Annotated in this window: 14 protein-coding genes; 8 read left to right on the forward strand and 6 right to left on the reverse strand. The window is 43.8% G+C overall.

The genetic code is table 11. From position 1 onward, the window contains the following. Position 1: 1 nt before the first annotated feature. Positions 2–367, forward strand: coding sequence for a TusE/DsrC/DsvC family sulfur relay protein (locus J5X94_RS06100; protein ID WP_228293194.1), 366 nt, complete (start codon positions 2–4; stop codon positions 365–367). Positions 368–442: 75 nt separating this feature from the next. Here the strand turns inward: J5X94_RS06100 and J5X94_RS06105 are convergent, their stop codons facing one another. Beyond that, positions 443–1,009, reverse strand: a complete 567-nt coding sequence (locus J5X94_RS06105; protein WP_210540627.1) for a tRNA (cytidine(34)-2'-O)-methyltransferase — start codon at positions 1,007–1,009, stop codon at positions 443–445. Positions 1,010–1,369: 360 nt separating this feature from the next. Here J5X94_RS06105 and J5X94_RS06110 point away from each other — a divergent pair, with 360 nt between their 5' ends. Continuing rightward, complete coding sequence (locus J5X94_RS06110) at positions 1,370–1,510, forward strand: entericidin A/B family lipoprotein (RefSeq protein WP_189584958.1); 141 nt, start codon at positions 1,370–1,372, stop codon at positions 1,508–1,510. Positions 1,511–1,633: 123 nt separating this feature from the next. Here the strand turns inward: J5X94_RS06110 and hemW are convergent, their stop codons facing one another. Further along, the gene (gene hemW / locus J5X94_RS06115) at positions 1,634–2,860 is read right to left on the reverse strand and encodes a radical SAM family heme chaperone HemW (protein ID WP_189584955.1); all 1,227 of its coding nucleotides are present in this window, start codon (positions 2,858–2,860) and stop codon (positions 1,634–1,636) included. A gap of 383 nt (positions 2,861–3,243) precedes the next feature. Here hemW and J5X94_RS06120 point away from each other — a divergent pair, with 383 nt between their 5' ends. The 5 genes from J5X94_RS06120 to accC all read left to right on the forward strand — a co-directional run bounded on the left by J5X94_RS06120 (position 3,244) and on the right by accC (position 9,093). After that, positions 3,244–3,741 carry an EVE domain-containing protein gene (locus tag J5X94_RS06120; protein WP_189584944.1) on the forward strand — a complete coding sequence of 166 codons (498 nt, stop codon included), beginning with the start codon at positions 3,244–3,246 and terminating at the stop codon, positions 3,739–3,741. Between the two features lie 156 nt (positions 3,742–3,897). Further along, positions 3,898–4,938: a hypothetical protein gene (locus J5X94_RS06125; protein ID WP_210540628.1), complete on the forward strand. Its 1,041-nt coding sequence runs from the start codon at positions 3,898–3,900 to the stop codon at positions 4,936–4,938. A 484-nt stretch (positions 4,939–5,422) separates the two neighbouring features. Next, positions 5,423–6,790: an MATE family efflux transporter gene (locus tag J5X94_RS06130; RefSeq protein ID WP_210540629.1), complete on the forward strand. Its 1,368-nt coding sequence runs from the start codon at positions 5,423–5,425 to the stop codon at positions 6,788–6,790. Positions 6,791–7,163: 373 nt separating this feature from the next. Then, positions 7,164–7,592 carry an acetyl-CoA carboxylase biotin carboxyl carrier protein gene (gene accB, locus J5X94_RS06135; protein WP_210540630.1) on the forward strand — a complete coding sequence of 143 codons (429 nt, stop codon included), beginning with the start codon at positions 7,164–7,166 and terminating at the stop codon, positions 7,590–7,592. Positions 7,593–7,731: 139 nt separating this feature from the next. Then, entirely contained in the window at positions 7,732–9,093 is a 1,362-nt protein-coding gene (accC, locus tag J5X94_RS06140) for an acetyl-CoA carboxylase biotin carboxylase subunit (protein ID WP_194619846.1), read from the forward strand. A gap of 191 nt (positions 9,094–9,284) precedes the next feature. On the opposite strand, the gene J5X94_RS06145 is transcribed toward accC, so the two are convergent. Both J5X94_RS06145 and leuA read right to left on the reverse strand, forming a co-directional pair. Continuing rightward, on the reverse strand, positions 9,285–9,905 hold the full coding sequence (locus tag J5X94_RS06145; RefSeq protein WP_210540631.1) for a hypothetical protein: 621 nt from the start codon (positions 9,903–9,905) through the stop codon (positions 9,285–9,287). Positions 9,906–10,163: 258 nt separating this feature from the next. Then, the gene (leuA, locus tag J5X94_RS06150; protein WP_210540632.1) at positions 10,164–11,948 is read right to left on the reverse strand and encodes a 2-isopropylmalate synthase; all 1,785 of its coding nucleotides are present in this window, start codon (positions 11,946–11,948) and stop codon (positions 10,164–10,166) included. 217 nt (positions 11,949–12,165) lie between these two features. On the opposite strand from leuA, the gene J5X94_RS06155 reads away from it, so the two are divergent. Beyond that, the gene (locus J5X94_RS06155; RefSeq protein ID WP_210540633.1) at positions 12,166–12,654 is read left to right on the forward strand and encodes an Lrp/AsnC family transcriptional regulator; all 489 of its coding nucleotides are present in this window, start codon (positions 12,166–12,168) and stop codon (positions 12,652–12,654) included. A gap of 5 nt (positions 12,655–12,659) precedes the next feature. Here the strand turns inward: J5X94_RS06155 and J5X94_RS06160 are convergent, their stop codons facing one another. Both J5X94_RS06160 and J5X94_RS06165 read right to left on the reverse strand, forming a co-directional pair. Further along, positions 12,660–13,916: a YbfB/YjiJ family MFS transporter gene (locus J5X94_RS06160; RefSeq protein ID WP_210540634.1), complete on the reverse strand. Its 1,257-nt coding sequence runs from the start codon at positions 13,914–13,916 to the stop codon at positions 12,660–12,662. A gap of 94 nt (positions 13,917–14,010) precedes the next feature. After that, a complete protein-coding gene (locus tag J5X94_RS06165; RefSeq protein WP_210540635.1) occupies positions 14,011–15,363 on the reverse strand; it encodes an ABC1 kinase family protein in 1,353 nt (450 codons plus the stop codon). Between the last annotated feature and the right edge of the window lie 67 nt (positions 15,364–15,430).

Consider the following 15,430-nt stretch of genomic DNA (forward strand, 5'->3'; position numbering starts at 1 on the left):
TATGCCTATACCTATACCTATACCTATACCTATACCTACTACGATGGTGACAACCGATATCGCCTTAGATCAAGACGGTCATTTATGTGATCACACTATTTGGTCGCCTGCGATTGCGCAGCAGCTGGCAAATACACTGGATATCAACTTGATTGCTGAACATCTAGAAATTCTACAACAGGTGCGCGCCTTTTTTGTCAAATTCAATCATGCGCCTGCCACGCGTCCGCTCATTAAATGGCTACAGAAAACCTTGCCTGAGCAGGATATAAGCAATCAAAAGTTGCAGCAATTATTTAATACTGGATTGGTCGCGCGTCACGTCAATCGTCTCGCTGGATTACCCAAACCTCCTAATTGTTTATAGAGTCACACTGATTTCTGTCCGAATTTGGACGTTTAAAACATGACTTCCAATCAGAATCAATAAGTATATCAACCGCTATTTAGGGTCATATACTGTCAGAGTGTCATAACCAACACTACGACCTTCATCACCTACAAAACCCTGCTGACGCCATATCTCATATAAGCATATCGCCACACTATTGGACAGATTCAAACTGCGTGAATCTGCCAGCATGGGCAAGCGTAACCAATGATCGGCACCAATACTTTCACGAATATCATCCGCCAGTCCTGCCGTCTCAGAGCCGAATACTAAAGCAATATTGGGGGGCAACGCATTTTTTTCACCATCATCACCATCAGTGGCCTGCCCACTAAAATTATAATCATAAAATGGCTTGCTCAGCTTGGTAGTCAATGCTGTGATGACATGACAGTCAGATGCTATGAGCGCTTGCCTAGCAGCTGCCCAATCGTCATGTACCTGCAGGTGGGCATACTCATGGTAATCCAATCCTGCACGGCGTAGCTTCTTGTCGTCCAGCTCAAACCCTAAAGGCTTCACCAAATGCAACTGCGCCCCACTATTGGCACATAAACGAATAATATTGCCAGTATTACTGGGCATTTTTGGTGCTACCAGCACGATATGAATAGTCATTGTCACTCCATCAATTGTCTGAATATCATTATTTTAATTCTCTAGCAAATTTTATATAAATAGAACTTGGTGTCAGGCTGGCTTAGTCTACTATTGTTAGTAGCTTCGCTCATTGTCTTTATATGAAAGTTATCTTGAATAGAATATATATCAAGCGTAATTAAAAGTTACAGTTTACTGGCAAAAATTACATTTTGATACTGGGCATATATTTTAACTTTCTTTATTATGGCTCTACTGGATTGCGAGATAATATATACACATTGTTATCGTATCCTGTAATCCTTCAGTTAGGCTTAAGCAATTTGCTTAGCGTCGCTGCTGTTACTTATAACTACCCATTTATTTTGAGGAATTATTATGAAAAAATTAATCATTGCATCTTTGACGGCTATGTTTGTATTGACTGGTTGCAACACTTTTAAAGGTCTAGGTCAAGACGTATCTGGCGCCGGTGATGCTGTAACTGGTAGTGCTCAAGAAGTTCAAAACAAAATCTAATTATTAATTCATTAGACTTGTTTTTAAAAGGCTTACCATTTATTTGGTAAGCCTTTTTTTGTTTCCATATTTTATCTTGTTGAGCAATCATTTTGCAGCATCTTTAAAACGAGCAAAGTCCTGTTATAAGAACGCTCTTAATATTTGGTTTAGATACCTGCTGCCTAATACTGTTGGCTTTAGCTGCTGACGATCATCTACGAGTAACCCCTGCTTGACTAGCTTATCTACTTGCCCAGCGACACTGTCATAGCAAAGTCCTGTTCGATCCTCAAACAGTGCCCACGACACACCATCGTGCAGACGTAGTGCATTTAGCATAAACTCGCTCACCAATTCGTCACTAGCAATCTGTTGCCAACCAATCATTTTTGGGAAATGTTGGCTGTCATGAGATGTCTCAGTTATATCTTGATAGTCGACATAATCCTTGGGTAAACGTGACTTACTAAAACGATAAATACCTGATTTTGCTACTAACTCACTACCTTGACCTTCATGTTTTTTTACAGTCACCTTGCCGTGAGCACCCGCGCCAATCGCCAAATAATCACCAAACTGCCAGTAATTGACATTGTGGCGGCACGGCTTATCGGAAGCACCAGACCATGCCGACACTTCATAATTGTCATAGCCCAATTGCTGTAGCAATGCCTGACCGGCTTGCTCAATATCAGCGAGGCTATCCTCATCTGGCAAAATGGGCTGACTGCGATAAAACACCGTGTTAGGCTCAATCGTTAGCTGATACCAAGAGATATGGGTCGCGCCAGCATTATGCGCGGTTTGAATATCACTAAGTGCTTCAGTCAAGCTTTGCTGCGGCAAGCCATGCATCAAGTCGACATTGACGCGCTCAAACCCAGCACTCCGTGCCGCCTTAATCGCTGATAATGCTTGCTTGGGATCGTGTATGCGCCCGAGGGTTTTGAGCTTATCCGCAGCGAAGCTTTGCACACCAATTGACAAGCGATTGATACCGACATCCAGATATTGAGCAAATGGCGCGTGTTCAAGCGTACCCGGATTGGCCTCCATCGTAACCTCAATGTCATCTGCGAATATAAAACACGCACGCAAGCCCGCAAATAAACGCTGATACTGCGCAATCGGCAGTAGTGATGGTGTCCCACCGCCAATAAATATCGAGCCAATTTCACGCCCTTGAGTCAACGACTGCTGCATTTGAGCATCCAATAACAAAGCATCGACGTATTCGTCATACATCGATAGCTGACTGTCTACTGGCAGCTCATGCGAATTAAAGTCGCAATAAGGGCACTTCTTCACACACCATGGAATGTGAATGTAGAGTGCTAACGGAATATTCATCACGTTTATATCAGTCATATGAGCATCGCTATTGGTAAAATCGAAGGCATTAGTCTTATTTAGTATGTAGGATTGACTATAGCTATAAAAAGTATCGCTAGGATAACGGTTAGAGGCCTCAATGAAAAGCATCGTGACAACAAAATAACTCACAAAACCACTCACAAAATCTATGTTAATACTGGCATCTGACAGGCAATATAGCCATTACTCACAGAAATTGGTCGTTAATAAACCACCGCTATAGTAGATTCACTTTAAAAAAGAGACAGTGTAACTGGGATGAATTTTTCGTCGCCTCTGTAATAGCAGCAAGCAAGGAAAATTTATACCAGTCACACCTAACTGGCAATATATCGATTTTATTCTGAACTGACTATACCAATAAAGGAATACCAGATATGGCCTATTGGCTTATGAAATCAAACCCAAAGTTTTTTAGTATTCAGGACTTGCAGCGTTTAGGCACAGAAGGTTGGGATGGCGTGCGCAACTATCGTGCCCGTAATTTTATGCGCGATCACATGCAAGTCGGTGACAAGGTATTCTTTTATCACTCTAGCGCCAAACCCTCTGGCGTTGCTGGCATTATGACCGTCAGTCAAGCAGGCTATCCCGACCCCACCCAGTTTCATCCCGAACATCGTCACTACGACCCTATCGCCACCGAAGATGAGCCACGATGGTACATGGTAGATGTCACCTTTGAGCAGGCATTTATAGAGGTCTTACCATTATTAGAGCTCAAGTTTTTGCCCGCACTTGAGGACTCATTGCTGCTTAGGAAAGGCTGTCAGCAGTTAACCGTTATTCCTCTAGAACCCAAACACTGGCAGGCTATCATCGATATGGCAGAAACGCTTGATTTGATATCCGCCAATAACAATCTTGCACTGTAACCATTGCGTATGTTTTCTATGACATCAATTAACACTTATTCATGCGTTTGCCTTTTAAATTTTGCTATATTTATCAGCCCAAATAAAAAACTATATACCCAACAGCAATATTCTACCTTTTTGTAACCGTCATATTTTAATCATCAGGACTCGTTTATGAGCGCACCCAAACTAGTATTGTCTTTATTAACCGTTAGTATGCTCGGCCTAACGCTGAGTGCTTGCGGCAGTGATAGCGATAAGATCAAAGAAGAGTATGACCGTGTAGAAGATCAGGTTAAAGATGAATACGATCGTATAGAAGACAAGGTCAAAGAAAAGTATAAAGAGGCCGAAGATAAGCTGACCGATGACGAAAAGAGTATGGCAGAGATTTTAGAATCTGTATTTTTACCAGAGGAATCATTTGACAACTTCTTAGACAAGCTCACTCCAGAAGGCGGACGCGGTGGTCTATATGTCGGACACTTCGTCGAGCTAAACGACGGTGATAGTAATGACATCGATATCGGTGCGGTCTACTTCGACATCAGTAATCAAGGTGCGGGTAGCGTCGATGGTAGCTTTAGTTATCAGCAGCAAGCTTGCCAAGAAAACAATGCTTTGGGCATAAACTCAGCGCTCAAAATCGATAACTATATCGCTGGGAAAGTCACGGGTAGCCTCGATACGTTAGAGTTTTTGGATGTCAAATATGTCAGTGACTTAGGGTTAGAGACGCCAAACTTGCTCACCACTTTTGCAGGGAGCTTTGAGGAAAAACAAGCTGGCTCACCGTGGAAAGGCAGTTTTGAATACCTAGACGGCTTAGGCGGGCAAAAACTGTCCAGCGGTGAAGACAATTGCAAGGTGACCTATACCCTAAGCGATCGCTCTAACTTTACCACTTACGCGCTCGATTACGACCTTGGCAAGATGAACCTCGATGTGACGGGCAATGGTAGCCAAAAAACCGTTACTTGGCAGAATCCAATCAATACTCAGCATGTATTGGTCAGTCAAATTGATGTTAATAAAGCCGAGTCTGGTGCTAACGGTTACGTCCAAAACCTCGTGTTGAGCAACCTTGAGACACAGTTTACACCGGTGATTCCAAACAGCTCGACCAACTACGCTATCGTAGTGCAAGCGTTCGATGCTAATAACAACTTGATCGGCTATCAAGCAGTGGTACAAGATTTGCCAGAATCCCGATAAATTTTGGCCATATAATAGACTTTCTTGTAGAAGCCTAGGGCGTGTCTTCATTTCAAAAATGGTGATAAAAATGAGATAAATTGCCGTCAAACAAGAAAAATAGTGCAGATAATATCGGGATATTAACCAGCTATTTGACGATGTTTGGCAAGATTTAGCCATTTTTAGCCCGTTCAGATGACTATCGAGTGAATTGAAGACACGCCCTAGGTTTAACCCACGTGATGGATGTTACTAAGCGCCATAAAACCTTTCTAAAACGTTGACATCCCAGTCTGGCTTCTTTACCATCTTATCTACTTATGACCTGTCAATCTATCACTTGGATTGACGGGTTATTTTTATTTAAGTGTCTTTACTTATCGAATTGCTTGTCTTATTTATTGTCAGTACAACGCCACTGTTGCTGTCTCGCTATTGAGTGGTCGATGACAGTATTTGTCTATCAACACTAACCACCGCGAATTATGAAAAGTTGCTAATTATGGCTTTGCCAATATCCTTTACCGATTTCAAAAGCTACAGTTTACGTTTGGGCGTGCTCGCCTTACCCATCTTGATTACTCAGTTTTGCCAAGCAGCACTGGGTGTCGTCGATGCTATCATGGCAGGTCAAGTTTCTGCCCTCGACTTGGCAGCGGTCGCTGTTGGCTCTGGTATTTGGCTGCCACTGTTCTTATTAGCCACGGGTATTTTAATCGCCACCACCCCTCTCATTGGGGAAGCTATAGGACAGAATAAACACAACCAAGTACCACATATCACTCAGCAATCCTTATGGACAGCGGGTGTGATTGGGATTCTTGGGTTTATTATTGTCAATCTTGCACCCAATGTCCTTGGTATCATGGGCGTCCCCGAAAATATCCAACCGATAGCGTCACAGTATTTACATGGGGTGTCGTTTGGTTTTCCTGCACTGGCGGTCTATGCCGTCCTACGCAGTTATTGCGAGGCGCTTGGGCGACCTGAGCCGGTGACAGTGATTAGTATCATTGGCCTGATCGCAGATATCCCACTCAACTATATCTTTATCCATGGTCTGTTTGGCATGCCAGAAATGGGCGGCGCTGGCTGCGGGGTCGCAACGGCATTAGTATTATGGATAAACGTCTTATTGCTCGTCGCTTATACCAGCTTTACTAAGCGCCAGCAATTTGCCAGCACGCGCTTCTTTTATAGTTTTGCCAGACCCAATCGCACACAGATAAAAAAACTGCTCAAGCTTGGCATCCCGATTGGCATCTCAATCTTCTTTGAGGCCAGTCTATTTAGCTTGGGAGCACTGGTCATCAGTCCATTGGGTGAGCTGGCAACTGCCTCGCATCAAGTGGCGCTGGCGGTGACATCGCAGCTGTTTATGATACCCATCTCGGTTGCCATGGCACTGACCATTATGGTGTCCAATCGCTTTGGTGAAAAGAACCTGCTGGCGCTGCGCCATGTACAAGCGACTGGACTTATCTGGACCGTGCTAATTGCCATTGTTTGTATGCTTGGAATCTGGCTGTTCCGCCCACAACTGGCAGCCGCGTTCACGGACAATGTAGAAGTCAGAGCGCAAGCCATGCACCTCCTAATCTTTGCCCTTGCTTACCAACTATTTGATGGCTGGCAGGTCAACATTGCGGGGATACTGCGCGGTATGCAAGACACCACGATACCGATGTGGGTGACGCTATTTTGCTATTGGTTGGTTGCCTTGCCACTTGGCATCTATTTGGTGCGTTTCACGGATGTGGGCGCGCAAGGGTTTTGGATGGCATTGATCACGGGTTTGTTTTTATCCTCTATCCTTCTCACCTTGCGTCTACGCTATCAACAAAAGCGCCTCAGGATACTTTGGGCTTAAAGTTGCTATAGTCGGTTCAATATAGTCGGTTCAATATAATTTGGATACAAGGAAGGCGAGCGAAAGTACTACAACGAGTAGACTAAGCAAGGCTGACACCGTATCCAACTTATATAGGATTGACGACTATATCATTCTTATCTAATCGTAGTGTCTAGTAACCAATGCTGGCACTACTTGGCCACATAGACTATGATAAATCACTGATGATTTCTTACTCATAAGAAAAGCTTACGTCAAAATATGTAAAATTTCTCAGTTAACAACTGTACATTGATTGCTCATTGCCATGAATCTAGGTATCATTAGCAATTACTTAGACAATATTTCGTTACACTATTTCTTGAATTTAGTACAAGGCATTATAAAAACTATGGATATTGAAAAAATACGTACCCTAATCGCCCTCATGGAAGAAAGTGAACTGGTCAATTTAGAAATCAGTTCGGATGATGAGCATATTAGTCTGACAAGGCATTATGACACGCCAGTACCAACGATGATGGCTGCGCCTGCTGCTGGAGTAGCGACTGCTGCTGCTGACACAAAACCGGCCATAAAAGCTGGTAGCGTTGAAACCTCACCAATGGTTGGCGTGTATTATTCAGCGCCTAGCCCGAATGATCCACCATTTGTGAAAGTCGGACAAAAGGTGCAAGCAGGTGATACGCTTGGCATTATCGAAGCCATGAAAATCATGAATCCTCTTGAAGCGACTCAAAGTGGTGTCGTTGACGAAATTTTGGTAGATAACTCTGAAGTCGTACAGTTTGGCCAGCCTATGATTCGCTATAAAGCGTAATAAGATTCGCCAAACTTTACTTCGTTATGATTGATATCTCGTTATTGCTCATCGCGCCCCACCATTACATTTGATGATGGCAATCGATGACTGGCATAGCGAGTGAATCGTTAACTACCGCTTCGACAAGGATGACCCCATGATAAAAAAACTGCTCATCGCCAATAGAGGTGAAATCGCACTACGCATCGTTCGTGCGTGTAAAGCGCTAGGAATCGAAACTGTAGGCGTCTACTCAACGGCTGACGCCAATTTGATGCACCTGCGTTTTGTTGATGAGGCCATTTGTATTGGCAAGCCAAATGCCAATCAAAGCTATCTTGATATCAATACTATTTTAACCGCAGCAGAAATCTCTGGTGCTGATGCTATCCATCCCGGTTATGGTTTTTTGTCTGAAAATGCCGAATTCGCTGAGCGTGTCGAAGAAGCAGGCCTAACCTTCGTTGGCCCTAATGCCGATCATATCCGACTCATGGGTAATAAAGTCTCCGCTATTAATGCCATGAAAAAAGCAGGCGTACCTACCGTGCCCGGCTCTGTTGGAGCGGTGACCTTGCACAATGCGGAAGAACAAGCACGCAACATTGGTTTTCCCCTATTGATCAAGGCGGCGTCTGGTGGTGGTGGTCGTGGGATGCGTGTGGTTGAGCGCTTCGAAGAGGTCATCGGACAAGTGCAAGCAGCAAAACAAGAAGCTGAGCTATGGTTTGGTGATGATACCGTCTATATGGAACGCTATCTACAAAACCCACGTCATGTCGAAGTACAAGTACTGGGCGATGGCAATGGTAATGCGATTCATCTGTATGACCGTGATTGCTCATTACAACGTCGTCATCAAAAAGTCCTAGAAGAAGCCCCTGCGCCCGATATCCCTGATGATGTGCGCGAGCCTATCTTAAGGGCATGCGTCAAAGCTTGCGAGCTGGTCAAGTATCGCGGTGCCGGTACGTTTGAGTTTTTATTTGAAAACAACGAATTTTTCTTTATTGAAATGAATACTCGGGTACAGGTAGAGCATCCCGTTACTGAGATGATTACGGGTATCGACGTCGTCGTTGAGCAGCTAAAAATTGCCGCAGGTTACGGCTTGTCTTACCGTCAAAGCGAGATTGAAATTCAAGGTCATGCGATTGAGTGCCGTATCAATGCTGAAGATCCAGCGACCTTTATGCCATGTCCTGGTACCGTCAATCAGTTGTTTGCCCCAAGTGGTGCTGGTGTTCGATTCGATTCGCATTTGTATCCTGGGTATGAGATACCGACGTATTATGATTCGTTGATAGGTAAGCTTATCTGTCACGGTCAAACTCGCCAGCAAGCCATCTCTAAGACACTACATGCGCTTGATGAATTGGTGATTGAGGGCATCAAAACCAATATTCCTTTACATCGTGACGTGATATTAGCGGATGATAGTTTTGTACAAGAAGCACAAAACATTCACTATCTAGAAAGAGAATTATTAACAGCACACAAAGCCAAATCAAAGTCTTAGTTTGCCACTTTATTTTTGTATAACGATAATGAGTAAAATCATCATTTAGCGTTGATAAATAGACTTGGTAAACAGACCTGATAAATAGAATTAAAAAACCCGCTATCTATTAAGATAGCGGGTTTTTTAATGGGCTCACATAAAATTTAATTTTCTTTATAGATAATAATATTAATAGAATGTATCAAACATTATGGCAATACTCTGTTGAAGTTCATAAAGCATTCTCTGCCATCAGGGTCAGCGCACCACTGCATTTGGTTGCCATCATGGTTCAAAAACGCTATCAGCGCTTCATCAGTTTGATCAATCTTATTACCAGAGCAGTCTACTTCATTATTGTCATATACCGTTCGAATGGCAATCACAGGTAAGCCTTCTTCGCGATGAGTGACCAGATAGCGACCGTACGTCCATTCTTCACCACTGACAGCCCACATTTCATTGTCGGCACCAAAGTTATATAACTCACGGCATTGATTGGAAGCCAACGCTGACGCCATTAAATTATTGCGAGTGTTCGGCTGAATATTGAGAACACGCTCTTCGCTTTGTGTAAGAATCCCACCGTCTGTACCAGCATTTATTTTTGGCTCATCACCTTTGCTTGCTGGCGTGTCTACCAATGCCGCTTGCCTAGCCTCAGCCTCTTTAGTCATGGTCATACTACTGTCTAAGTCTATTTCCCATTGTCCAGCAATGGCAGGACTAATATGCGTCGTAATCGTCGGCTTACTAACTACTTCGCCATTCACTGGCAAGGAAGCCAGAATAGAGGCCAATGTAAATGAAGCAAATGATATCGGTTCCATAATCAACCTTTTTATTTATAATAATTGAGCAATACGCACATTAGCGTAAGTCTTAGACACCAAAAACACAAGTAACATTATGCTATTGGGTTTATGACACACGGAATCTAATAGCTTATTAATTATTTTATCACACGTGTCTGTTTTAACCACTCAAACAATAACGCCATGGTTCTCTCTGACGAATCGTAAAGAACCATGACGTTATGCGTGGGCAGTATCAACGCTACTAGCGCGCTATGTACTACTGTTAAACTATTAAGCAGCCGTAGTATTTAATGCTTGAGCAAAGGCGGATAATGCTCCTTTTAACATCGCTGATACCGTGCTGCTACAGGTGCCAATACCAGAGTAAACTTCGCCATCAACATTCAATTGAATGTAAGCGGCAGCATTGGCATTGGTTTTGTTATCACGATTGTTATCATCATCGATGCCATTACCGCTATTGTGCTGCGGATTGATCGCGTGCTCAGCATAATTGATGATATGTAGCGACTTGCCAGTATGCTGAGCAAGACCATTGATAAATGAGGATAATGGACCATTACCCGTGCCATCGATAGTAATGGTATCGCCATTCATCTGTACTTGACCGTTGAAATAAACCTGTCCACCTTTATTGTTCACGCTGTAGTCTAGTAGCTCAAAGCTGCCTTGACGTAAATAGGTGTCCTCAAAGGTCTGTAAGATTTCATCATTTTGTAATTCGCGCGCCACTGTTTCGGCTTGCTGCTGAACCACGCGGCTAAAGTCAATTTGCATCCAACGTGGCAAGTTAAAGCCATAATTGCGTTGCAAGATATAAGCGACCCCACCTTTGCCAGACTGGCTGTTGATACGTACCACATCTTGGTAACTGCGACCAATGTGTGCCGGATCAATAGGTAGATATGCCACATCCCAAACGTTATCGGTTTGGTCTGTATGTTGCTCATTATAATCGAGAGATTTTTTTATGGCATCTTGATGTGAGCCACTGAAGGCAGTAAAGACCAATTCACCAACATAAGGATGACGTGGATGCAGCGGCAAGTTATTGCATTCGCTGACCACTTGAACGATTTCACTCATATTGCTAAAATCAAGATCAGGATCAATACCTTGGCTAAATAAGTTCATCGCCATGACCATAATATCCATATTACCGGTACGCTCACCATTACCAAGCAACGTGCCTTCAATACGATCTGCACCCGCAAGCACCCCTAGCTCAGCAGCGGCAACGGCACAGCCACGGTCATTGTGCGTATGCAAACTGACGATCACATGCTCGCGCATAGCAAGATGGCGACAGAAATACTCAACTTGATCGGCAAAGACATTGGGCATAGATGCTTCAACGGTCGCCGGTAAATTAAAAATTACTTCTTGACCATTCTGCGGCTGCCAAACTTCACAAACCGCATCGCAGACTTCTACCGCATACTCAGTCTCTGTCTGGCTAAAGCTTTCAGGCGAGTATTGAAACACCCATTCTGTTTCAGGGTATTTTGCCGCATATTCTTTCAATAGCTTGGCACCTACGATAGCAATTTCTTTAATCTCAGCTTTGTCTTTGCCATAGACTTTTTCACGTTGGACACGGCTGGTTGAATTATAGACATGGACGACAGCACGTTTTGCGCCTTTTAATGATTCAAACGTACGGGCAATTAAATGTTCACGTGCCTGTACCAAGACCTGCAACGTCACATCATTAGGCACATGGTTTTCTTCAATAAGTTTGCGGGCAAAATCAAACTCAACTTGCGCCGCTGATGGGAAACCAATCTCGATTTCTTTAAACCCTACATCGACTAAAGTTTCAAAAAAGCGCATTTTTTGTTCAATAGTCATCGGATCGATCAAAGCCTGATTACCATCACGCAGATCGACACTTGCCCATATTGGTGATTTCTCAATCATTTTGCTTGGCCATCTGCGATCTGGTAATGAGGGCGCAAACGCAAATGGACGATATTTTTGATAGTCAAAAGCGGCACTTTTTGGTGTCTTTTTGGCAGTCGGCGTGGCTAAAGTGCGTGTGGCTTGGTCAGACATAATCAATCCTTAGGTAATATGAAATTTATATTTTAGCGAATAAGGCTGCTGATTAGATCAGTATTGAGCATACGAGATAACTAAAACTTATACTCTAATAATAGCAAAGTTTATGAGAGAGAAACCTGCTTTATTACACTATAATTAGATTTTATTTAGTGAAATAAAGCGTTTTTGTAGATATAATTAGATTATTTCACTAGCGAGTAACTATTCCATGCCTAGTAGTCATTCTGATAGTCCCATATTGACTGATATTGATGAGACCGATAGACGTTTATTGTGTTTATTACAGACTGAAGCCCGAACGAGTATCACCGAGCTTGCCGAACGTGTTAATTTATCTGCGACCCCTTGTGCCCGCCGCATCAAACGCTTAGAAGATACTGGCGTCATCACTGGCTATCATACCAAAACAGATGCGCAAAAACTTGGCTACCCGCTCGCCGTATTTATCGCAGTCAGTATGGATCGTCATACGGCTGAGCGTTTCGAGCAGTTTGAGCGCAAGGTCCAGAGTTTTGAGGAAGTGATCAGCTGTAGCATCGTCACAGGGCGCACAGAAGACTATCTTATTAAAGTGAGAGTGCGCGATATGGCGCATTACGAGGAGTTTTTATTACACCGGCTCAATCGTATCGAAGGCGTGGCGCAAGTGCATACCAGTTTTGAGCTACGAGAAGTGTTTAGCCGCAGCGTGGTGTAAAGGGTTTAAGCACTTGTGGGTGACTGTCGGTGGAACAATATCAGCAATATTAATCCAATAATAAGTCCAATAGCAGCAACGAGCAACCCTGCATTAAAATTGTCGTCCTGCCCTGCCAAGGCCACAGTCACCAATGGCCCTAAAAACTGCCCCAATGCATAAGCCAGTGTTGCCAATGCGATCAGCAAATTAGAATAGGCAGGATTGATATTTTTAAACAAAGTGAGTGTCATCGATACCATACCAACGAAAGTTAGCCCTAAGATAGCGGCATTACCATACAAGCCAAGCGCACCGTCGAACCATATGGGCAAGCACATACCAAATGCTTGCAATACCGTCAAACCCATCAAGGTTTTGGTTTCCCCAATTCGCTTGGCAAGTGCTCCCCACAAGGGGTTTGATAACATGGCAAAAATACCAACAACCAGCCAAATCAATAGTCCAGCATAAGTTTGCGCTGTTAACCGCTGCGCTGCCATCACTGGCAAAAAAGTCGCAGAACTGATATAACCAAACCCAGCAAGTACATAGCTCACAGAAAGTAGCGCAAGGGCTTTATGGCGACCAGCAACGGCTTCGTATAAGGAATGCTTAAAATTTAAATAGGTTTGATGCACCGATATGTGGTGTTTAGCGCGAATGTGCTGAGATTCAGTATGCTGTGACTGTCTTGGTTTTATAGCATAGAGCAGCCACAAAAGCGGCAGACTAGTAAGACCTGCTACTAGCCAAATCACATCAAAATGATAACCCAATATTAACAGCCACCACGTCAGTATGGCGGAGGCGCTAATGCCAACACCAATACCTGCATAATGTACTGCCGAAAGTACAGAGCGACGCTCAGGACTGAGATTTTGAATCACAAACGAAGAGCTTAAAATCATTGCCACACCGCTTGCAATGCCTGCCAGCAAGCGAATGATATACCATAAATTTAACGACATAGACGGTACAACCAGCAGCATCGTTGTGACGATACTGACCATGACCCAAAGCGTCATGACCTGCCATGTAGCGCGCTGAGGTACGAACATGGCAATGAGCGCGCCGATAAAGTATCCAATATAATTGATTGAAGCCAACCAGCCTGCAATCGTCGTCGATAACGATAACTGCACCATAATATCAGGTAAGGTGGCGGTAAAGAGAAAACGTCCATAGCCCATAACCACTGCCATGCAGTAAAGACCGATACAGGCAATGGCAGCTTCGTTGGTAATCGTAGGGAAAATACGGTTTTTAAAAGCCGTCATCATGACAGAGCTATTTTTGCGACCATTAGCACACAATCCTTTGTGTTAAAGCATTCAAAAGCAGCGATAAGTTAATAATGAAACATACAATAAAAACTTACGATACATTTAGTGCTGGTGGCATGGTTGCATCTGTCTCTGTATGTCCCAGCATTTGCACACGTTGATCACTAAACATATCCATATCAGGTGCAAGCGTACGCATAAAACGGTCAAAATAGAGCATCTGCTTGGTCAATAAGGCAAAATCACGTGGAAAATGGATACCATGACGCTTACCGACTTCTACGATTTCTAGCATCATTTTATTCATCTCATCGGCTTGCTCTTTGCTGTTAAAAGGCACACCGCTGGTAAAGGCTTTGTCCTCCGCCATGATGGTTTTCATCATACGCTGCAAATCATTGCCCAATGCCACCACATCGACTTTATTACCACCATGCGTCATCTCCATATCAATCATATGGCGTGCCATTGATTGATAGTCACTGTCCTGCATGGCTTGCATCATGCCCATACAAGCCCGCCAGCTTTCGGCTTTAAGCTTACCGACAATCCCAAAGTCCAAGAAACCAATACGGCCATCAGTCAGCAGCATCAAATTGCCCGCATGCAGATCAGCATGGAAACTATTGCACAGCATGAGGCTGGCAAACCATGTGTTTAACGTATCTGCCATAACTTGCGCAGGATCAGCGCAGTATTGGCGCATGAGCGACTCATCGACCATAGAGACGCCGTATAAGCGGCTCATGGTTAGTACGCGCTTGGTGGTCAGCGCTTCATATACTTTGGGCGCGACCACGCGAGTGTTACCTGATACTGCTAAGAACTGCTGAAAATCACGGATGTTTTGTGCCTCGGCAATAAAGTCCGTCTCAGCAAGCATTCGCAAACGAATCTCATCGATAATAGGTGCAATACTCGCAAACTTCATCGATGGCATGAGTAGCTCAACTAACTTAGTGACGCCATGCAATACGCCCAAATCCGTCTGCATGATGGTCTCGACGCCCGGCTTTTGCACCTTTAGCACAACCTCATCACCATTGTGCAAACGCGCTGCATGGACTTGGGCAATAGAGGCTGACGCTAGTGGCTTTGGGTCGATATGGGCAAACTTATCATCAAGCGTCATGCCATCAATCGCCAGCTCTTCTGTGAGCACCTGTTCAATATACGCAAAAGACAATGGCGTCGTCTGATCCAAACAACTCTGGAATGCCTTCACATAATCGCGTGGAAACAGCGACGGCGTACTGGCAATAAACTGGCCAATTTTGATATAAGTCGTACCCAACTGCTCAAAGGTTTCTTTGAGTAGCATGGCGTCAGGTTTTTCACCTTTTGCCACTCTCAGCGCAGATAAACCTGCCACGCTAGCTGTTTGGCGAACACGATTAACAACATTAAAAGTATGCTTTATTAAATGCGGACGATGAATTTTCATAAGAAACAACTATGGTAATAAAAGGGATATTTGGGGATAGATGATTACAAAAGCTAAATATCGAGCC

Origin of the sequence: Psychrobacter sp. K31L (assembly GCF_017942195.1) — a bacterium.
Classification (GTDB): Bacteria; Pseudomonadota; Gammaproteobacteria; order Pseudomonadales; family Moraxellaceae; genus Psychrobacter; species Psychrobacter glaciei.

Coding starts and splice junctions, on each gene's coding strand:
- J5X94_RS06130 (WP_210540629.1), top strand. CDS start 5,423: ATGGCTTTGCCAATATCCTTTACCGATTTCAAAAGCTACAGTTTACGT.
- J5X94_RS06155 (WP_210540633.1), top strand. CDS start 12,166: ATGCCTAGTAGTCATTCTGATAGTCCCATATTGACTGATATTGATGAG.
- J5X94_RS06100 (WP_228293194.1), top strand. CDS start 2: ATGCCTATACCTATACCTATACCTATACCTATACCTACTACGATGGTG.
- J5X94_RS06105 (WP_210540627.1), bottom strand. CDS start 1,009: ATGACTATTCATATCGTGCTGGTAGCACCAAAAATGCCCAGTAATACT.
- J5X94_RS06160 (WP_210540634.1), bottom strand. CDS start 13,916: ATGATGACGGCTTTTAAAAACCGTATTTTCCCTACGATTACCAACGAA.
- leuA (WP_210540632.1), bottom strand. CDS start 11,948: ATGTCTGACCAAGCCACACGCACTTTAGCCACGCCGACTGCCAAAAAG.
- J5X94_RS06120 (WP_189584944.1), top strand. CDS start 3,244: ATGGCCTATTGGCTTATGAAATCAAACCCAAAGTTTTTTAGTATTCAG.
- J5X94_RS06165 (WP_210540635.1), bottom strand. CDS start 15,363: ATGAAAATTCATCGTCCGCATTTAATAAAGCATACTTTTAATGTTGTT.
- hemW (WP_189584955.1), bottom strand. CDS start 2,860: ATGACTGATATAAACGTGATGAATATTCCGTTAGCACTCTACATTCAC.
- J5X94_RS06125 (WP_210540628.1), top strand. CDS start 3,898: ATGAGCGCACCCAAACTAGTATTGTCTTTATTAACCGTTAGTATGCTC.
- J5X94_RS06110 (WP_189584958.1), top strand. CDS start 1,370: ATGAAAAAATTAATCATTGCATCTTTGACGGCTATGTTTGTATTGACT.
- J5X94_RS06145 (WP_210540631.1), bottom strand. CDS start 9,905: ATGGAACCGATATCATTTGCTTCATTTACATTGGCCTCTATTCTGGCT.
- accC (WP_194619846.1), top strand. CDS start 7,732: ATGATAAAAAAACTGCTCATCGCCAATAGAGGTGAAATCGCACTACGC.
- accB (WP_210540630.1), top strand. CDS start 7,164: ATGGATATTGAAAAAATACGTACCCTAATCGCCCTCATGGAAGAAAGT.